Raw genomic sequence first — 18,432 nt, 5'->3', positions numbered from 1 at the left:
GCGCCGTCAGCCCTTGCTGAGCCAGGGCCGCAGCAGCTTGCTGACCGCGGGCATGGCCACGTAGGTCATCAGGGTGCTGAAGACGACGGCGAAGGCGGCCGTCCGCACCACGAAGTGCAGGTCCACCAGGTACGGTCCGAGCACCGCGTTGCCGATGAGCGAGATCGGGAAGATCGCCAGCCCCGAGCTGATCGCCATCTTCCACCGCGGCGGCGCGGGCCGGGCCGTACCCGGCTTGGCGAACCACGTCTCCATGCCGTGCAGTTCCCGGCGGGCTATCTCCGTGTGGTGGTGACCGAGGCAGTTCGAGAACCACTGCGCCCGCTCCGGGGAGTCCTGCCAGCGCTGGAACGCCGCCTGGTTGCGGAAGCGGTGGACCAGGAACCACGGCCCTCCCTCCGTCGCGGGGCGGAAGAGCCCGTACCCGAGGTGGTCCGGGAAGCCCGCGGCCGTCTCCAGGATCCCTTGGGCCCAGGCCTCGAAGGTCTCCTCGTGCCCCGGTTCCACCTGCCGTGCGATGAGCAGGTTCACCTCGCCGTTGTCGGCGGGGACGGTGTGCTCGGTCGTGTCGATGAGGGCCATCGGACCAGGATTACTAGTTGGTGCCGATCTTGGCCAGCAGGTCCACGATGCGGCCCTGGACGTCCGCCGTGGTGGCCCGCTCGGCGAGGAAGAGCACGCTCTCGCCCGAGGCCAGCCGCGGCAGTTCGGACGGGTCGATGCCGGCCGTCGTATAGACGACGAGCGGGGTGCGGTTGAGCTGCCCGTTGGCGCGCAGCCAGTCCACGATCCCGGCCCGGCGGCGGCGCACCTGCATCAGGTCCATGACCACGAGGTTGGGCCGCATCCGCGTCGCCAGTTCCACGGCGTCGGTGTCGGCGCCCGCCCGGGCGACCTGGAGGCCGCGCCGCTCCAGGGCGGCGCTCAGCGCGGTCGCGATCTCGTCGTGCTCCTCGATCAGCAGCACCCGCGAGGGGTGCTGCTCGCTGTCGCGCGGCGCCAGCGCCTTGAGCAGGACGGCCGGATCGGCGCCGTACGCCGCCTCGCGCGTGGCGTGCCCCAGCCCGGCCGTGACCAGTACGGGCACCTCGGCGGCGGCTGCCGCCTGGCGCAGGGACTGCAGGGCGGTCCGGGTGATCGGCCCCGTCAGCGGGTCGACGAACAGCGCGGCCGGGAACGCGGCGATCTGCGCGTCCACCTCCTCGCGGGAGTGCACGATCACCGGGCGGTAGCCGCGGTCGCTGAGCGCCTGCTGCGTCTGGGCGTCGGGCGCGGGCCACACGAGGAGCCGCCGCGGGTTGTCCAGGGGCTCCGGCGGGAGCTCGTCGTCCACGGGCCGCGGCGCGGGCCGGTTGACCACCTCGACCGCTCCGCCCGGGCCGTCCAGCGGCTCGGGGCCCTCGTCGGCGCCCGCCTCGGGGGCCCCTATGGCGAAGGCCCGGCCCTGCGGGGCGGGCTCGGCCAGCCGGCGACGGCGGCCGGAGCCGGAGCCCGCGCCCGCGCTGGTGGTGTCCACGGCGATGCCCTGGCCGAGCGTGCCGAGGGCGCGCACGCTGATGGGCTGCGCGGCCTGACCCTCCGCCGGGGCGTCCTGCGGCTGGCGCGCCGCGGGGACGGCGACCTGACCTGAGGCCCCGTCGTCCTCGGGGGTGGTCCGGGCCGACGGAACCGGCCAGGCGGCCGGGGCGCCGGGCAGCGCACGCCGCCGCCCGGTCGGGTTCTCGGCGGCCTCGGCGGGCTGCACCGCGGGGGTTTCGGGCTCGGCGGCGGGAGCGCCCAGCACCCGGCGCCCGCGCCGCCCGGCCGGGGCCTCGCCGTCGGAGCCGGCGGGAGCGGGTCCCGGTCCGGCCGTCGCGGGGCTCTGCGGAGCGGAGGGAGCGGGAGCCGGCGTCGGGGACGGGTTCGCGGGAGCCGCGTTCGAAGGAGCCGCGTTCGAAGGAGCCGGGGTCGGTCCGGCGGGCAGGGCGAAACCGCCCTCGGGGGCGATGGGCCGCACCGGTGCCTGAGCGGGCGCCGGAGCCGGCCCGAGCCCGGTCGCCGGGACGGGGCCGCCGGGCTGCGCCGGACCGGCCGTACCCAGTGCACGCCGCCGCCCGGCGGGGTGCTCGGTCAGCGGAACCGGGGGCACGGGCGGCAGAGCGGGCATGGCGGGCATCGCGGTGCCCTGCGGGGGCACGGGCCGCCCGGGGCCGCCCTGCCCGCCGGGCCCCACGGTGCCTTCGGGCCCGGCGCTGCCATCGCCGGCCCGGCCGCGCCTGCGTCCCGTACCGAGCCCCGCCGGGTTCACCGGCGACTGCGCGAGCTCGGGGCCCGCTTCCGGAACGCCGGCCTCGCCCGCGCGCCGCCGCCCGGAAGGCAGCGCGAGCGCGCCACCGCCCTGTGCGGCCTGAGCGGCCTGCGCGGCGCCGGGGCCGGCGGCCTCGTCGTCCAGGAAGGCGTCCACCCCGCGCCGGGCCCGCCGTCCGCCGGAGACCTTGCCGGGGGCGGCTCCCCCGCCCGTCCCGGCGCCGTCCGCGGTCGGACCGGCCGGGGGCTCCGGCGCAGGCTCCGGCAGCGTCACCGTTCCGGCACCCGCCCCCAGCGGCAGCTCCAGTACGTACGCCCCGCCGGGTGCGCCCGGCACCTCGACCGTCTGCAGAACGCCGCCGTGCGCGGCGACGATCCCTCGCACGATCGGCTCGTGGACCGGGCTTCCGCCCTCGTAGGGACCGCGCACCTCGATCCGTACGACATCGCCGCGCTGCGCGGCGGCCACCACGATCGTCGAGTCGCTGTAGCCGTTGCCCTGGCGGGTCTTGCCCGTGGCGTCCACTCCGGCCACGTCCGCGACCAGGTGCGCGAGCGCGGTCGCGATGCGGGCCGAATCCACCTCGGCCTCGATGGTCGGCGCGTGGACCGCGAACTGCGCGCGGCCCGGACCGATCAGCTCCACGGCACCGTCCACGCCCGCCGCGACGACGGTGTTGATCAGGACCTTCTTCTTGGCGAGCCGGTCGCTGCCGGAGTCCAGCCTCTGGAAGCCGAGCACGTTGTCCACCAGCGTGGTCATCCGCGAGTACCCGGCGGCCAGGTGGTGCAGCAACTGGTTGGCCTCGGGCCACAGCTGCCCGGCGTCGTCGGCGGCCAGCGTCGCCAGCTCCCCGCGCAGCTCGTCCAGCGGCCCGCGCAGCGAGTCGCCGAGGACGGCCAGCAGCTGCGCGTGGCGCGCGGCGAGGGCGTCGTAGGGCCGCCGGTCGGTGAAGGTCATGACGGCGCCGACGAGCTGCTCCCCGTCCCGCACGGGTGAGGTGGTCAGGTCGACGGCGACCGGCCGCCCGGCCTTGTTCCACAGCACCTGCCCGCGGACGCGGTGCTTGCGCCCGCTGCGCAGGGTGTCGGCGAGCGGGGACTCCTCGAAGGGGAACGGCGAGCCGTCGGCGCGGGAATGCTGGACCAGGCCGTGCAGTTCGCGGTTGCCGAGGTCGGTGGCGCGGTAGCCGAGGATCTGGGCGGCGGCCGGATTGACCAGGACCACCCGTCCGTCGGTGTCGGTGCCGACGACGCCCTCGGCGGCGGCGCGCAGGATCATCTCGGTCTGCCGCTGGGAGCGGGCCAGCTCGGCCTCGGTGTCCACCGTCTGCGAAAGGTCGCGGACGACGAGCATCAGCAGCTCGTCACCGGTGTACGAGGGCTGCGGCTCGCGGTAGGCGTCGCGTCCGTCGAGATGGGCGCTGGTGACCTCGACGGGGAACTCGGAGCCGTCGGTGCGGCGCGCGATCATCCGCCGCGGCTTGGCGCGGCCGCCCTCGTCCTCGCCGGGCCGGCGCATGGAGCCGGGGATCAGCTTGGAGTCGAACTCGGGCAGGAGGTCGAGCACCCCGCGGCCGACGAGCCCGGTGCCGGGGCTCTCCATGACCTCAAGGGCGATCGAATTGGCGTTGACGACAGTGCCGTTGGCGTTGACGAGCAACAGCGCGTCCGGAAGAGCGTCGAGTATTGCTGCGAGGCGAGCAGCGCCTCGGGATGGCCTGCTGCTCACGACGAGCTTCCTCCCTGACCACAACTACCGGCAAGTCACGGGAGGAGTCTAAGGCCACAGGCCCGCCGGGGGGTGGCCGATGTCCGGTGGATACCGCCCATCCTGTGCATCCTCCCAGGTCAGGAACGCCCAGTCGGAAGCAGAGGTTCCAACTCGTTCCAGCGGGCGATTTCGCATCCGTTCGTCCGCCGGAACGTGGCGTCCACGGTGTGCCCGTGCCAGGTCCCGGAGATCCGGGCGGTGGCGGGGCCCCCGTACTGCAGGGAGCAGACCTGCCGCTTGGTGACCGGGGCGAAGGGATCCTTGCCCTCCTCGGCGAGCTGGTCCAGCTTGGCGCAGGCCTGCTCGCGCCAGGGGTGGTCCCCGCCGACGGGGTCGCACTCGATGCGGAACTCCCGGTCCAGCCGGCGGTTGCCCGTATCGGCCATCTCGATGGTGAGGCGGTCGGGGCCCGGGGCCGCCAGCAGCCCTCCCAGGGGCAGTGGGGGCAGCGGCCCGGCGGCCGCGGCGGCCAGGGCGGAGGTGACGGCGAAGGCGGCGAGACGCAGCATGGGGCACTCCAGGTCGTCCGTACGTCGTACGCCTGACCAACGACCGGGGTGCGTCGACGTTGCGCGCGAGCAGGTTTTCGCGGGGCCCGCGCGACGGCGTTAAGGCTTTGCCCTCGGGCCGTCCGGCCTTGTACCGTGGGAGCGGATTGGTGAGGGGCCCTGCGCCTGTGTCATCATCTGCACGCACCTTCGTACGCGGGGGTGTGCTGGAGGCGTCGCCTAGTCCGGTCTATGGCGCCGCACTGCTAATGCGGTTTGGGGCTTACACCCCATCGAGGGTTCAAATCCCTCCGCCTCCGCACCTCATCGAAGCCCCGGTCCTGACGGACCGGGGCTTCGATGCGTTCCGGGCCCATCGATCCGGTCCGCCCCGACCTGTGTGCGAACCCATCCGGACGATCTTCGTCCGGGCCGTTTCCGCAGGTCAGCAGGGGTGCGGGTAATGGATTTCGCGTCCCGGCGAGGTCCATGTATTGTTGTTCTCGCAAGGCCAACGGGGCGCAAAACCCCGAGAAGCCCAAGCACTCGTAGCTTAACGGATAGAGCATCTGACTACGGATCAGAAGGTTGCAGGTTCGAATCCTGCCGAGTGCACAGCAGCCCAGAGGGCCCGGACGAAAGTCCGGGCCCTCTGGCGTTTCCGCCCTACAGCAGCGAAGTACAGCGACCGCCTCGGCCGGCGCTGTCGCCCCTCGCTGTCGCCCGTCGCTTCGGACGGCTGGTGATCGCGGCCCGCACCTCTCCTGTCGCTCCGCATCGGGGATGAGGGCAGCTCCGCTGCGCCGGAGCCGAGCGGATGGACGACGAACCGGCCGCCACGCCCGTCTCCGCGGTTGCGCGAGATCACCTGACTGGCGGCACACCTCCGCGTGCGGCGCCATTGGCTTTATTGCGCAGGTGTACGGCGCTGCCCCTTATGAGTTAATCGCGCTCTCGCCATTAGGGTCCATGTCAGATCATCGACAATCTGAGTTTGATTATTTTCATAGCGTTTCGCGCTGCTGAATGTGTTTGTATTAATCCCCCCTCCACGCCTTGCCCATCGCCGGGCGCGCGAATTTTCCTGCGTAATATGCGGAACCGACATACCAGGGCTTCTCGGGCGAACGGTAAGGCCCGGTACGCCACGGCTCCGCACAGGAAATGGCCTCTTGATGAAGCTGAGAATCCAAGCGGCTCGGCGCCGCACTCTGTCCGGCCGGCTGACTGGCTGGATCCCCTCGGCCGTCGCCGCAATGGTTGCCGCTGTCATGGTCGCCGGATTGCCGACGCAGGCACTGGCCATTGCGACACCCGTGCCTCTGGGAACAGCCGCCAGCTTTTCCGTTCTGGCAGGGCAGGGCGTTACCAACACCGGACCCTCCGTGATCGGTCACGCCCTGGGGACCCACCCGAACCCGTCCATCTCCGGATTCCCGCCCGGCTTGATCCTCGGCGCCGTGCACGCCGCGGACGCGGTGGCACTGCAGGCCAAGTCCGACCTGGTGACGGCGTACAACAACGCCGCGGGCCAGGCCACGGACTTCGCCCTGGCGGCGGGGATCGGCGCCGGCCAGACTCTGCTTCCGGGTGTCCACACCGCTGTCGCCGGTGTCGGACTCACCGGCGACCTGATCCTGGACGCCGGGGGAGACCCCAACGCCGTCTGGGTGTTCCAGATCCCCGAAGCCCTGACGACGGCCTCCAGCAGCCGGGTGCTCCTCACGAACGGCGCTTCGGCGTGCAACGTGTACTGGCAGATCGGGAGTTCGGCCACCCTCGGTACCAACTCCACCTTCGTCGGCACGATCATGGCTCTGACGTCCATCAGCGTCACCACGGGGACGAACATCGAGGGCCGTGCGCTGGCCCGTAACGGTGCCGTGACGCTCGACACCAACAGGATCTTCCTCGGTGCGTGTGCCACCGGCGGAACGACGACGGGTACGACCACCGGAACGACGACCACCGGCACGACCACCGGAACGAGCGCAGGCCCGACGCCCGGAGCGCCGACCGGCGGATCGACGACCGGTACGACCGTGGGTCTGATCGGCGGTGGCCTCCTGGGCGGACCGAACATCGGCCTCGTGACCGGCGGCACCTCGGGGAACATCTCGGGCAACACCAGCGGAAACACCGCGGGCAACACGGCCGGGAACAAGGGCAACGGGAACACGACCGGCGGGACCATCACCGGGGGGAACATCACCGGCGGGCACGGCGGTCAGCCCGGCGGGCCGGGCGATGACCAGGGTGGGCCGTTCCACGGCCACGGACACGACCATGGCGGGAAGCCCGGCGATCACTACGGCTACGGCGACAAGCCCGAAGGCCCCGAAGTCCCCGACGGTCACGAGGGCCACGAGGGCCACGAGGGTCACGAGGGCCACGAGGGTCACGAGGGCCACGAGGGTCACGAGGGCCACGAGGGTCACGAGGGCCACGAGGGCCACGAGGGTCACGAGGGTCACGAAGGCTAGGCAGCAGGCTGCACGCAGCCCCTTCATCGAATGACGGCGGCGCGCGGCGGAATCCTCACGAATCCGCCGCGCGCCGTCGGTGAGAGTCGCAGAGACCTCAGCGAACAGCAGACATGAGAAAGACCGGGTGGGCGGTGTCGAGCGGAATTGAATCAGCGGCCGTGAAGGAACTCCATCAGTCCGATTCCGGTCCGTTCCCCCAACAGCTCCATGATGGAGCGGTCAGACCGGGTAAGCGGCCCGTGGGTGTTCGTGCGCTGAAAGCAGGGCTGCACACCGTCGTGGCCCTCTGTCTGGTGACGACTCTCGTCCATGTCGTCATGGTGTTCCTCCACGTGGCCCCCTCCAACCCCGTATCGAAGCGGTACAGCCAACAGGTCAACGGCTGGGTGTACCCGCTCTTCGAGCAGAACTGGCGACTCTTCGCCCCGGACCCCGATTCCTTCAACCGGAAAATCCTGGCGAGAACCTCGTACACGGACGCCGGCGGATCGGCGCGGGTGACCCCCTGGTTCGACCTGGCCGCCGTGGACCATTCCGCAGTGGATCACAATCCCTTCCCGAGCCATACGTCTCAGAACCTTCTGCGCCGCGCCTGGACCTCTTACGTCGAGGTCCACGGAGGAAGCGATACGGCACGCTCGGAACGGGCTGTGATGTTGCAGGAGTACCTGCGCAACGTCGCCGCGGACCGCGTCGCCGCCCACGACGGCGGCGCCCCCTTCGACTTCATTCAGCTTCGGGTCGTCACACTGCCCGTCGCCGCACCCGGCACAGCGGCCGGGAACCGCCCGCCGGCACCCATCGAGGACCGGCTCCTGCCCTGGTGGAAGGTGACCGCCCATGGGAAATGAGCAGATCCCCCAGCCCCCTTCCGCGGCGGCCACGCCGCACCGACCTGCGGTCCAGGAGACGTCGGTCGCTGCCGCGGCCCACCGGTGGCTTCTCGGCCGGGCCGGCGCCCTGTGGGCGCTTCTCACCGACCGGCCCACGTCCCTGTACGCCGCGTCGGTGCTGCGCATCGGCTACGGGCTGCTCTATCTGATCTTCCTGTTGCGCGAGTTCCCGCACCGGGACGAGATCTGGGGCCCCGGCTCCCCGTGGACACCGGCGCTGGCGCACCAGCTCTTCGACCAGACGGGCTGGAACAGCATCCTGATCCTGTCCGAGAGCCGTACCTACTTCGAACTCTGCTACGTGATGGCCCTCGCCACGTCCGCGCTGTTCATGCTGGGCTGGCGGACCCGCGCCCTGTCCGTCCTCTTCGCCGTCGTGGTGACCTCGTTCCATGCCCGGTCGATCTTCATGACGGACGGCGGCGACAACCTGGTCCTGTTGATGGCCCTCTACCTCGTCCTCACCGCGTCCGGTCGGCGCTGGTCCCTGGACGCACGCAGGAACCGGCTCAAGACCGCCCGTGCGAGCCACGCACCGGAGCCGGTGAGGGGCTTCTACGTCCGGCAACTGCGCGATGGCCGGGTGACGTTGACGACGGTGATGCACAACTGCGGCATCTTCGTCATCGCGGCCCAGGTCTGCTTCCTCTACGGATCAGCCGGCCTGTACAAGATCCAGGGCCCGACCTGGGGCGGTGGCACCGCTCTCCACTACGCGCTGAACCTCGAACTCTTCCAGCCCTGGCCGGCGCTCTCCCACCTCGTGGACGGGTACCCGATGGTGATCGCGGTCGCCAGCTACGTGACGGTACTCCTTCAGGTCGCCTTCCCGTTCGTGCTGTTCGGCAAGCTCAAGTATCCCGTCCTGGCCGTACTGCTGGGCATGCACATCGGTATCGCAGTGCTCTTGGGTCTGCCCCTCTTCTCGGGCGCGATGATCATTGCGGACGCGGTGTTCCTTCCCGACCGCTTCTACGCCTTCCTGCCCCACCTGTGGCGACGCGCAGCGCGGCGCACCGGGGTGGGGCGGCGGGCACCCGGCCGGGCCGAGGGAACCGGATTCGTACCGTCGCAGGGCAGGCCCGGCGTTCCCAGTTCCGAGCAGCGAGCCACTTCTGCATAGAAAGAGGCACGCCGGCGCCTCGGCCGGGCGGGCTTCCTCAGAGGACCCGGGGGAGGCCGGTCACCGACATCACCAGGGAGTAGAGGGACGTGGTGGCGGTGATGAAGAGGCGGTTGTTCTTGGGGCCGCCGAAGGCGATGTTCGAGACGGGTTCGGGGACGCGCAGGCGGCCGATCAGGGTGCCGTCCGCCGCGTGGCACTGGACGCCGTTCTCCATCGCGGCCGCCCACAGGCGGCCCTGGTCGTCGAAGCGGATGTTGTCGACGCGGGGGCAGGTGGTGAAGATCCGGTCGTCGGCGAGGGTGCCGTCGTCGGCGACTTTGAAGGCGCGGATGTGGCCCGCCCGGGTGTCCGCCGCGTACAGCTCGCTCTCGTCGGGGGAGAAGACGAGGCCGTTGGGGCCGAGGAAGCCGTCGGCGACCAGCGTGACCCGGCCCGTCGCGGGGTCGGCGCGGTAGAGGTTGCAGGCGCCGATCTCGCTGGGTGCGCGGTGGCCCTCGTAGTCGCTGGTGATGCCGAAGTCCGGGTCGGAGAACCAGATGGAGCCGTCCGAGCGGACCACGGCGTCGTTCGGGCTGTTGAGCCGCTTGCCGTCGAAGCGGTCGGCGATGACGGTGAGGGTGCCGTTCGGTTCGGTGCGGGTGACGCGCCGGTTGCCCTGCTCACAGGTGATCAGGCGGCCTTCGCGGTCCAGGGTGTTGCCGTTGGGGTGGCCGGCCGGGGAGCGGAAGACGGAGACCGCGCCGGTCGCCTCGTCCCAGCGCAGCATGCGGTCGTTGGGGATGTCGCTCCACACCAGCTGGCGCCAGGCGGGCAGGTAGAGCGGCCCCTCCGCCCAGCGGCAGTCGTCGTGGAGCCGCTCCAGGCGGGCGTCGCCGTTGGCGCAACGGCCGGTCTGGAAGCGCTCGTCCAGGATCTCGTACAAGGTGAGGTCGGCTATGGCAGACATGATTCCCCCTGAGAGCGTATTGCCGAATTGTGTTCGGTCTGATGTTGAGATTGCAGGATCAGGTACCGTCTTCGCAAGGGTCGACAGACCCATGAGAGGAAGATCGCGTGGACGACATCGACCGGGCGCTCCTCCTGCGCCTGCAGGAGGACGCCGGCCAGTCGTACGCCGCTCTGGGCACGGCCGTCGGGCTTTCGGCCGGAGCGACCCATGAGCGCGTACGCAAACTGCGCGAGCGGGGGGTGATCCGGAGGACCACCATCGACGTCGACCCGGCCGCCGTCGGCAGCGGGGTCCTCGCCTACGTGATGGTCGACTCCAACGCCTGGATCGGCGAGTCCGGCGCCGACTTCGCCGCGCTCCCGGAGATCCAGGAGGCACACGTCATCGCGGGCAGCGCGTCCGTGCTGGTCAAGGTGCGCACGGCGTCGACCGAGCAGCTGCAGGACGTCCTGCGCCGGCTCTACGCCATCGACGGAGTCAACGGTACGCACGCCACCGTCGTCCTGGACACGTTCTTCGAGCGGCCCCTCCCGCTGTGACCTGGTGGTGCACCGGGATCCGGTGGCAGGACGGCGGCCCCGCCATCGGGTGGTACGGGCAGGGCCGCGGCGAGCGGGCGAGCGTGCTCGCGTACGGGCAGCGGCTGGCCTTCGTCGCGGGCGGGGAGCGGCGCTGCCTCGGCGTGCGGCGGGCCGGGAAGCGGACGCCCTGCCCCACCGCGGCCACCGTGCCCGGGCGCGCCGGGAACGCGCAGTGCCCCGCCTGCGCCCGGCTCGACCGGTCCTTCTCGGTCGCGGCCGACACCAACGCCGCCGACCCGCGGACCTACCGCGTCTACCTGGCCTGGTTCGGGCCCGGCATGGTCAAGGTCGGGATCACCGCCGAGGAGCGGGGCCCGGCCCGGCTGCTGGAGCAGGGGGCGGTGGCCTGGGCCTGGCTGGGGCGCGGCCCGCTGATGGCCGCGCGGCGCACCGAGGAACTGCTGCGGGCGGCGCTCGGGGTGCCGGACCGGATCGCGTACGCCCGCAAGCGCGCCGTGCGGGCCGGGCTGCCGTCGGCGGCGGAACGCGCCGCGGAGGTCGCGGAGCTGCACGCCCGGGCGGCGGCGCTGGCCGCCTGGCCCGAGTCGCTGGAGCGGGTGGCGTGCGAAGTCACCGATCACGCGGAGGCGTTCGCACTGGACGCCCTGCCCGCCCCCGCGCGGGTGCTCACCGAGATGGTCCCAGGCGGGGCCGTCGTCGGCCGGCTGGCGGGCGCGGCCGGCCCCGATCTGCACCTCGCGGACGGGCTGGTGGTCGACACCCGGCTGCTGGCCGGGTGGGAGCTCACCGCCCCGCAGGACGCGGGGGCGGCGACCTCGGTGCCGGTGGCGGAGATCCCGGCCGCGGCCGCGCGGCCGCCCGCCGAGCAGGACGGACTGTTCTGAACACCGGCGGCCCCCAGTCCGCCAGGTGTCCGTGGTCCCGGTCAAAACTTGGATCCCTTTCGCCTTCCGGCACCTTTTCCGGTGGACATGCCAGGGGGGCGGCGCCGAGGGTGGTGGGCATGAGCATCCAGCCGGTGGCGGCCTTCGAACCGCCTTACGTCATGGCCGTCTTCAGCAATGTCCGCACCGACGACGACAGCGGTTACCCCGAGACCCTCGCCCGCATGAACGAGATCGTCCAGGCGAATCCCGGCTTCCTCGGCTACGAGTCCGCGCGCACCCCCGGCGGCCTCGGCATCACCGTCGCGTACTTCCGCGACCACGAGTCCCTCGCCGTGTGGCGCCAGGACCTGGAACACCAGGCGGCCATGAAGCAGGGCCGCGCCGACTGGTACGAGAGCTACACCCTGCACGTCGCGACCGTCGAGCGGAGCCACGGCTTTGCCCGCAACGGCTGAGGCGGTCCGCGCCTTCCGGCAGCGCCTCGGGCTCCCCGGACTCGTCGACGTCCACACGCACTTCATGCCCGAGCGGGTCCTGGACAAGGTGTGGGACTACTTCGACGCCGTCGGCCCGCTGACCGGCGTCGAATGGCCCATCACCTACCGGCACGAGGAGGAGCAGCGCGTCGCGCTGCTGCGGGAGTTCGGCGTCCGGGCCTTCACCGCCATGCTCTACCCGCACAAGCCGGCGATGGCCGCCTGGCTCAACGCCTGGTCCGCCGATTTCGCCGCCCGTACCCCCGACTGCCTGCACACCGGGACCTTCTTCCCGGAGGAGGGCGTGGTCCCGTACGTCCGCCAAGCCGTCGATGCAGGGGCCCGGATCTTCAAGGCCCACCTCCAGGTCGGCGGCTACGACCCGAACGACGACCGGCTCGACCCCGTCTGGGGGCTGCTGGCCGAGGCCGGGATCCCGACCGTGATCCACTGCGGCTCGGGGCCCGCCCCCGGCAAGCACACCGGACCCGACCCGATCGCCCGGCTGCTGGCCCGCCACCCGCGGCTGCCGCTCGTCATCGCCCACATGGGCATGCCCGAGTACGCCGACTTCCTCGACCTCGCCGACCGGTACGCCGAGGTGCGCCTGGACACCACCATGGCCTTCACGGACTTCTCCGAGCGGTTCGGCGGCTTTCCGACCGGGGAGCTCGGGCGGCTCGCGGACCTCGGCGACCGGGTCCTGCTCGGCACCGACTTCCCGAACATCCCCTACCCGTACGAGCACCAGCTCGACGCCCTCGAACGGCTCGGCCTCGGGGACCGCTGGCTGCGGGCGGTCTGCCACGACAACGCCGCCCGGCTGTTCCGCCTCGACCACGGACCCGTTTCTCAGGAAATTCACAGGTAGGGACAAGAAAGGTCTCAGAGGCACCGGACAGCGTGTCCGGTATGACTGCGACGACCACCACCCACGCGTCCACGTCCACCAGCAACCCCACGGCCCTGGTGCGGCCAGACGGCGGGCCCTGCCGGGTGCTCGTCGTCGACGACGAGGCCTCACTCTCCGAGCTGCTGTCCATGGCGCTGCGCTACGAGGGCTGCGAGGTCCGCAGCGCCGGCGACGGGGCCGGCGCGGTGCGGGCGGCGCGCGCGTTCCGTCCGGACGTGGTGGTCCTCGACGTCATGCTCCCCGACATGGACGGCCTCGCCGTCCTCGGCCGGCTGCGCCGGGAGCTCCCGCAGGTCCCCGTGCTGTTCCTGACCGCGAAGGACTCCGTGGAGGACCGGATCGCGGGCCTCACGGCGGGCGGCGACGACTACGTCACCAAGCCGTTCAGCCTGGAGGAGGTCGTGGCCCGGCTGCGCGGCCTGGTCCGACGCTCGGGCGCGGCGCAGGCGGCGCGCAGCGGCTCGGTCCTGGCCGTCGGGGACCTGCGGCTCGACGAGGACAGCCACGAGGTGGTGCGGGGCGGGCGGGAGATCCACCTGACCGCCACCGAGTTCGAGCTGCTGCGCTACCTGATGCGCAACCCGCGGCGGGTACTGAGCAAGGCGCAGATCCTGGACCGGGTGTGGTCGTACGACTTCGGCGGTCAGGCCAACGTGGTCGAGCTCTACATCTCCTACCTGCGCAGGAAGCTGGAGAGCGGGCCTGGCCTGCCGGGGATGATCCACACCCGGCGCGGCGCCGGCTACCTGATCAAGCCGGCGGAGTAGTGGCCTTCCGGACCCGATGGCGTGTGCCCGGAGGCGGGACGCGCACTTCAGGGCGGACGCGCACCCGGCGGCCCTGGTCGCTGAGGACCCGGCTCGTCGTCTCGGCGGTGGCACTGATCGCCGTCGTGGGCGCGGCCCTCGGGGCCGTCACCACGCTCGCCCTGCGCTCGTACCTGGTCACCCAGCTCGACGAACAGCTGGTCACCTCCGTCAAGATGGCCACCCACCCCGGCGGCAAGGCGGCCCGGGAGAGCAGCGGCGGATTCTCCATGCCCCCCGGCAGCCCGCTGGACGCCGCGGGCATGCGCCTGGGTGCCGACGGCGCGGTGCTCGCGACCGCGCGCACCGCCCGTATCGAGGGGTGGCCGCCCGTCCAGGTGCCGCCGCTCACCGAGGCCCAGAGCAAGGCCCTCGCCGATGCCGGACGCGAGGCCGCGCGGGGATCGGCCGGGGCGGTGGACGCGGAGCTCCCGGGCCTGGGCACCTACCGGGTGCTGACCGGCCCCGACGGGAGCATCGTCCTCGGCTTCCCGCTGCGCGAGGTGGACTCCACCGTGCGCACCCTGGTCGTGGTCGAGGTCTGCGTCACCCTGGCCGGACTGATCGCGGCCTCGCTCGCCGGGCAGGCCCTCGTCGGGGTCGCCCTGCGCCCGCTGCGCCGAGTGGCCGCCACCGCGACCCGGGTCTCCGAACTGCCCCTGCACCGGGGCGAGCCCGCCCTCGACGAGCGGGTCCCGGACGCCGAGGCCGACCCGCGCACGGAGGTGGGCCAGGTCGGTGCGGCCATCAACCGCATGCTGGGCCATGTCTCCTCCGCCCTCACGGCCCGCCAGCAGAGCGAGACGCGGGTGCGCCAGTTCGTCGCCGACGCCAGCCACGAGCTGCGCACACCGCTGGCCTCCATCCGCGGCTACGCCGAACTGACCCGCCGAGGGCGGGAGGAGCCCGGCCCCGACACCCGGCACGCCCTGGGCCGGATCGAGTCCGAGGCCACCCGGATGACCGGCCTGGTCGAGGACCTGCTGCTGCTGGCCCGGCTCGACGCGGGCCGCCCGCTCGCCGTCGGCGAGGCCGACACCGACACCGACCTGGTCCCGCTCCTCGTCGACGCCGTCAGCGACGCCCGGGCCGCAGGGCCCGGGCACCACTGGCGCCTGAGCCTGCCCGACGAGCCCGCGCCCGTCCGCGCCGACCCGGCCCGGATCCAGCAGGTCCTGGTCAACCTGCTCGCCAACGCCCGTACGCACACCCCGCCCGGCACCACGGTCACCGCGCATGTTTCACGTGAAACATCCGCCGTCCGGCTGCGCGTCGAGGACGACGGACCCGGCATCCCGCCCGAGCTGCTCCCCCACGTCTTCGAGCGTTTCGCCCGCGGCGACGCCTCCCGCTCCCGCGCGGGGGGCTCCACCGGGCTCGGGCTGGCCATCGTCCAGGCAGTGGTCGAGGCGCACGGCGGGCGGGTCGGCGTACGCAGCGAGCCGGGTCGGACCTGCTTCGAGGTCCTGCTGCCGTACGCCCCGGACCCCGCACCCGCCCCTGCCTCCGCAGGCGCTGCGGGGGCCGAGGGTGGACCCGCCCGGGATTCAAAGACGGGGCACAGGCTCACCACACGGAGGTGACAGGCCCCCCGGCGAGTGTCGGACCATGCGAACCGACACCTCCACCGGGGCCCTTCCGGCACGGGCGCCCCTCGCGCCCGTACCCGGCGAGCCCGTCCTCGACGTGGTGATCCCGGTCTTCAACGAGGAGAAGGACCTCGGCCCGTGCGTGCGCCGGCTCCACGAGCACCTCACCCGTACCTTCCCCTACCCCTTCCGGATCACGGTCGCCGACAACGCGAGCACCGACGCCACCCCCGAGGTCGCCGCCTCTCTCGCCGCCGCCCTGGACGGCGTACGGAGCATCCGGCTTGAGGCGAAGGGCCGTGGCAGGGCCCTGCGCACCGTCTGGTCCGGCTCCGACGCCCCTGTCCTCGCCTATATGGACGTCGACCTCTCCACCGACCTCAACGCGCTGCTGCCGCTGGTCGCACCGTTGATCTCCGGCCACTCCGACCTGGCCATCGGCACCCGCCTCGCCCGCTCCGCGCGGGTGGTGCGGGGAGCGAAGCGGGAGTTCGTCTCCCGCGCCTACAACCTGCTCCTGCGCTCCTCACTCGCCGCCCGCTTCAGTGACGCCCAGTGCGGCTTCAAGGCCATCCGGCGGGAGGTCGCCGAGCGGCTGCTGCCGCTGGTGGAGGACACGGGCTGGTTCTTCGACACCGAGATGCTGGTGCTCGCCGAGCGCGCCGGGCTGCGGATCCACGAGGTGCCCGTGGACTGGGTCGACGACCCCGATTCCACCGTCCACATCGTCAGGACCGCCACCGAGGACCTCAAAGGCGTCTGGCGCGTGGGCCGGGCCCTGGCCGTCGGCGCCCTCCCGCTGGACCGGCTCGCCCGTCCCTTCGGCGACGACCCGCGCGACCGCGCCGCCCTGCCCGGTGTGGACGGCGGGCTGGCCCGCCAGCTCCTCGGCTTCTGCGCCGTCGGTGCCCTGTCCACCCTGCTCTACCTCGCGCTGTACTCCGCCTTCCGCGCCGGCGCCGGCGCGCAGCTCGCCAACGGCGCCGCGCTGCTGCTCTCCGCCGTCGCGAACACCGCCGCCAACCGACGGCTCACCTTCGGGGTGCGCGGCCGGGACCGGGTCGTGCGCCACCAGGCCCAAGGGCTGGTGGTGTTCGCCATCGGCCTCGCCCTGACCAGCGGCTCCCTCGCCGCGCTCGGCGCGGCCACCGCCGATCCCGCACACGGCACCGAACTGGCCGTGCTGATCACCGCCAACCTGGCCGCCACCGTGCTGCGGTTCCTGCTCCTGCGCGCCTGGGTCTTCCCCGAGCGGCGTGACACCCCTGTGAAGGACGACATCCGATGACCACGGCGACACCCGCGCTCTTCCCGGTCCCCGAGGCCCGGTCCCGTACCGGCGGCAGTGCCGTCGACCGGCCCCGGTGGGAGCGGCCGGCCCTCGCCGGGCTGCTGATCGCCACCGCGGCACTGCTGCTGTGGGACCTCGGCTCCTCCGGCTACGCCAACTCCTTCTACTCGGCCGCCGTGCAGGCGGGCAGCGAGAGCTGGAAGGCGTTCTTCTTCGGTTCCTCCGACGCCGGCAACTCCATCACCGTCGACAAGCCCCCGGCCGCCCTGTGGCCGATGATGCTGTCGGTCCGGCTCTTCGGACTGGGCGCCTGGCAGATCCTCGTCCCGCAGGCCCTCATGGGAGTCGGCACGACGGCCGTGCTGTACGCCGCCGTACGCCGACAGTTCGGGCCGGGAGCCGCGCTGCTGAGCGGCGCCGCCTTCGCGCTCACCCCCGTGGCCGCGCTGATGTTCCGCTTCAACAACCCCGACGCGCTGCTGACCCTGCTGCTGACCGTCACCGTGTACTGCGTGCTGCGCGCCCTCGACGGCGCCCGCACCACCTGGCTGGTCTGGGCGGGTGCCGCCGTCGGCTTCGCCTTCCTCACCAAGACCCTCCAGGCCTTCGTGATCCTGCCGCCGCTCGCCGTGCTGTACGCGGTCTGCGCCCCGACCCGGCTGCGCAGGCGCCTGGGCCAGTTGCTGCTGGCGGGGGCCGCGATGGTGGTGGCCGGCGGCTGGTGGGTCGCGATCGTCGAGCTGTGGCCGGCCTCCTCCCGCCCGTACATCGGCGGTTCGCAGACCAACTCCTTCCTGGAGCTGACCCTCGGCTACAACGGTCTCGGCCGGATCAACGGCAACGAGACCGGCAGTGTCGGCGGCGGCGCGCGGACCGGAGGGGCCGGCGCCGCGGCGGGTGCGGGCGGCTACGGCATGCCCGAGGGCGGCCCGGGCGTCAGAACCGGGGGCGGAGGCTGGGGGGAGACCGGCATCGACCGGCTGTTCGCGGGCAACGTCGGCGGTCAGATCTCCTGGCTGCTGCCGGCGGCCATGGTGCTGCTCGTGGTCGGACTCGTGGTCACCTGGCGGGCCCGCCGGGCCACCGACTCGCTGGAGGGCATGGCCCGGGCGGCGTTCCTGGCCTGGGGCAGCGCCCTGTTGATCACCGCGGTGGTCTTCAGCTCCATGCAGGGCATCTTCCACGAGTACTACACCGTGGCGCTGGCACCGTTCGTGGCCGCGCTGGTCGGCATGGGCGTGGCCGTGCTGTGGGAGGAACGCAGCAGCCGGGCCGCCGTGTTCACCCTGTCCGGGCTGCTCGTTCTGACCGCCGTCTGGTCATGGGTGTTGCTGGGCCGGGCCACCGGCTACCTGCCGTGGCTGCGCTGGACGGTGCTGCTGGGCGGGCTGCTCGCGGCGGCCGCGCTGCCGTTCGCCGCGCGGCTGGGGCGCTCGGGGCTGCGGCTGGTGGCCGCCGTCGGTCTGGGCGCGGCGCTGGCCGGGCCGTTCGCCTACTGCATGACCACCGTGAGCACCGGGCACACCGGGTCGATCGTGACCGCCGGCCCGGCGGTGGCGGGCGGCCGGGGCGGCCCCGGCGGCATGCGGGGCGGCCCCGTCCCCGGCCCCGGCGCCGGTCCCGGTGGCGAGCTGCGCGCCGGAGGCCCCGGCGGCGCCGCCCTGCCGGGCGGGATGCCGCCGGGCGCGATGCCGCAGGGCCAGGGCGGCCAGGGCCAGGCCGGCCGGGACGGACGCGGCGTCGAGCGCGTCGGCGGCGGTCAGGGCGGTCCCGGCGGCCTGCTGAACGGCGCCCGGGTCGGCGCCGAGGCTAAGACGTCGTTTCTTATGGCGTGATCGTTCGTTGGACCGTGCATGAAGGACTTGGTTGAGCGGCTGGTCCCGGATGAGCTGTGGGTGTTGTTCCGGCGAGTGGTGCCGCCGACGG

General features: G+C 72.6%; 15 protein-coding genes and 2 tRNA genes. 13 read left to right on the top strand and 4 right to left on the bottom strand.

The genetic code is table 11. The features are described 5' to 3' along the window. Positions 1-6 precede the first annotated feature (6 nt). The 3 genes from AC07DU_RS20100 to AC07DU_RS20090 form a co-directional block, all read right to left on the bottom strand. A complete protein-coding gene (locus AC07DU_RS20100; RefSeq protein WP_479112704.1) occupies positions 7-582 on the bottom strand; it encodes an antibiotic biosynthesis monooxygenase in 576 nt (191 codons plus the stop codon). 13 nt (positions 583-595) lie between these two features. Continuing rightward, the gene (locus AC07DU_RS20095) at positions 596-4,018 is read right to left on the bottom strand and encodes a response regulator (protein WP_479112702.1); all 3,423 of its coding nucleotides are present in this window, start codon (positions 4,016-4,018) and stop codon (positions 596-598) included. Positions 4,019-4,137: 119 nt separating this feature from the next. Next, entirely contained in the window at positions 4,138-4,569 is a 432-nt protein-coding gene (locus AC07DU_RS20090) for an SSI family serine proteinase inhibitor (protein ID WP_479112700.1), read from the bottom strand. Positions 4,570-4,777: 208 nt separating this feature from the next. Here AC07DU_RS20090 and AC07DU_RS20085 point away from each other — a divergent pair. The 5 genes from AC07DU_RS20085 (at position 4,778) to AC07DU_RS20065 (ending at position 9,050) form a co-directional block, all read left to right on the top strand. After that, positions 4,778-4,868, top strand: a tRNA-Ser gene (locus AC07DU_RS20085). A gap of 222 nt (positions 4,869-5,090) precedes the next feature. Further along, positions 5,091-5,163 (top strand) — tRNA-Arg (locus AC07DU_RS20080). Between the two features lie 560 nt (positions 5,164-5,723). Beyond that, positions 5,724-7,031, top strand: coding sequence for an ice-binding family protein (locus AC07DU_RS20075; protein ID WP_479112698.1), 1,308 nt, complete (start codon positions 5,724-5,726; stop codon positions 7,029-7,031). Between the two features lie 113 nt (positions 7,032-7,144). Further along, positions 7,145-7,885: a DUF5819 family protein gene (locus AC07DU_RS20070; RefSeq protein ID WP_479112696.1), complete on the top strand. Its 741-nt coding sequence runs from the start codon at positions 7,145-7,147 to the stop codon at positions 7,883-7,885. Then, on the top strand, positions 7,875-9,050 hold the full coding sequence (locus AC07DU_RS20065; RefSeq protein WP_479112694.1) for an HTTM domain-containing protein: 1,176 nt from the start codon (positions 7,875-7,877) through the stop codon (positions 9,048-9,050). The genes AC07DU_RS20070 and AC07DU_RS20065 overlap by 11 nt, the downstream gene beginning before the upstream one ends. 37 nt (positions 9,051-9,087) lie before the next feature. Here AC07DU_RS20065 and AC07DU_RS20060 read toward each other — a convergent pair whose 3' ends face one another. After that, positions 9,088-9,999 carry an SMP-30/gluconolactonase/LRE family protein gene (locus AC07DU_RS20060; RefSeq protein WP_479029196.1) on the bottom strand — a complete coding sequence of 304 codons (912 nt, stop codon included), beginning with the start codon at positions 9,997-9,999 and terminating at the stop codon, positions 9,088-9,090. Between the two features lie 107 nt (positions 10,000-10,106). Between AC07DU_RS20060 and AC07DU_RS20055 the strand changes: the two genes are divergently transcribed. The 8 genes from AC07DU_RS20055 to AC07DU_RS20020 all read left to right on the top strand — a co-directional run bounded on the left by AC07DU_RS20055 (position 10,107) and on the right by AC07DU_RS20020 (position 18,341). After that, positions 10,107-10,541, top strand: a complete 435-nt coding sequence (locus AC07DU_RS20055; protein WP_453370788.1) for an Lrp/AsnC family transcriptional regulator — start codon at positions 10,107-10,109, stop codon at positions 10,539-10,541. After that, positions 10,538-11,428, top strand: a complete 891-nt coding sequence (locus tag AC07DU_RS20050) for a DUF2797 domain-containing protein (protein ID WP_479029194.1) — start codon at positions 10,538-10,540, stop codon at positions 11,426-11,428. Before AC07DU_RS20055 ends, AC07DU_RS20050 begins: the two co-directional genes overlap by 4 nt. Before the next feature lie 119 nt (positions 11,429-11,547). Continuing rightward, positions 11,548-11,886 carry an antibiotic biosynthesis monooxygenase family protein gene (locus tag AC07DU_RS20045; RefSeq protein ID WP_360898873.1) on the top strand — a complete coding sequence of 113 codons (339 nt, stop codon included), beginning with the start codon at positions 11,548-11,550 and terminating at the stop codon, positions 11,884-11,886. After that, entirely contained in the window at positions 11,870-12,778 is a 909-nt protein-coding gene (locus AC07DU_RS20040; RefSeq protein WP_479112691.1) for an amidohydrolase family protein, read from the top strand. Before AC07DU_RS20045 ends, AC07DU_RS20040 begins: the two co-directional genes overlap by 17 nt. Before the next feature lie 41 nt (positions 12,779-12,819). Beyond that, positions 12,820-13,587 carry a response regulator transcription factor gene (locus tag AC07DU_RS20035; RefSeq protein ID WP_360898879.1) on the top strand — a complete coding sequence of 256 codons (768 nt, stop codon included), beginning with the start codon at positions 12,820-12,822 and terminating at the stop codon, positions 13,585-13,587. Between the two features lie 107 nt (positions 13,588-13,694). Next, positions 13,695-15,209 carry a sensor histidine kinase gene (locus AC07DU_RS20030; RefSeq protein WP_479112689.1) on the top strand — a complete coding sequence of 505 codons (1,515 nt, stop codon included), beginning with the start codon at positions 13,695-13,697 and terminating at the stop codon, positions 15,207-15,209. 25 nt (positions 15,210-15,234) lie between these two features. Next, the gene (locus AC07DU_RS20025) at positions 15,235-16,503 is read left to right on the top strand and encodes a bifunctional glycosyltransferase family 2/GtrA family protein (protein ID WP_479112687.1); all 1,269 of its coding nucleotides are present in this window, start codon (positions 15,235-15,237) and stop codon (positions 16,501-16,503) included. Continuing rightward, positions 16,500-18,341 (top strand): ArnT family glycosyltransferase, encoded by a 1,842-nt coding sequence (locus AC07DU_RS20020; protein WP_479112685.1) that lies wholly within the window; start codon positions 16,500-16,502, stop codon positions 18,339-18,341. Before AC07DU_RS20025 ends, AC07DU_RS20020 begins: the two co-directional genes overlap by 4 nt. Positions 18,342-18,432 lie beyond the last annotated feature (91 nt).

It is taken from the genome of Streptomyces sp. NPDC045695 (assembly GCF_056432025.1).
This window is presented reverse-complemented; position numbering and strand designations above follow the sequence as displayed.

What these genes read in the sequence shown, in the direction of transcription:
- AC07DU_RS20090 (WP_479112700.1), bottom strand. Translation starts at nt 4,569, where the DNA reads ATGCTGCGTCTCGCCGCCTTCGCCGTCACCTCCGCCCTGGCCGCCGCG.
- AC07DU_RS20070 (WP_479112696.1), top strand. Translation starts at nt 7,145, where the DNA reads ATGAGAAAGACCGGGTGGGCGGTGTCGAGCGGAATTGAATCAGCGGCC.
- AC07DU_RS20100 (WP_479112704.1), bottom strand. Translation starts at nt 582, where the DNA reads ATGGCCCTCATCGACACGACCGAGCACACCGTCCCCGCCGACAACGGC.
- AC07DU_RS20025 (WP_479112687.1), top strand. Translation starts at nt 15,235, where the DNA reads ATGCGAACCGACACCTCCACCGGGGCCCTTCCGGCACGGGCGCCCCTC.
- AC07DU_RS20075 (WP_479112698.1), top strand. Translation starts at nt 5,724, where the DNA reads ATGAAGCTGAGAATCCAAGCGGCTCGGCGCCGCACTCTGTCCGGCCGG.
- AC07DU_RS20035 (WP_360898879.1), top strand. Translation starts at nt 12,820, where the DNA reads ATGACTGCGACGACCACCACCCACGCGTCCACGTCCACCAGCAACCCC.
- AC07DU_RS20065 (WP_479112694.1), top strand. Translation starts at nt 7,875, where the DNA reads ATGGGAAATGAGCAGATCCCCCAGCCCCCTTCCGCGGCGGCCACGCCG.
- AC07DU_RS20060 (WP_479029196.1), bottom strand. Translation starts at nt 9,999, where the DNA reads ATGTCTGCCATAGCCGACCTCACCTTGTACGAGATCCTGGACGAGCGC.
- AC07DU_RS20020 (WP_479112685.1), top strand. Translation starts at nt 16,500, where the DNA reads ATGACCACGGCGACACCCGCGCTCTTCCCGGTCCCCGAGGCCCGGTCC.
- AC07DU_RS20045 (WP_360898873.1), top strand. Translation starts at nt 11,548, where the DNA reads ATGAGCATCCAGCCGGTGGCGGCCTTCGAACCGCCTTACGTCATGGCC.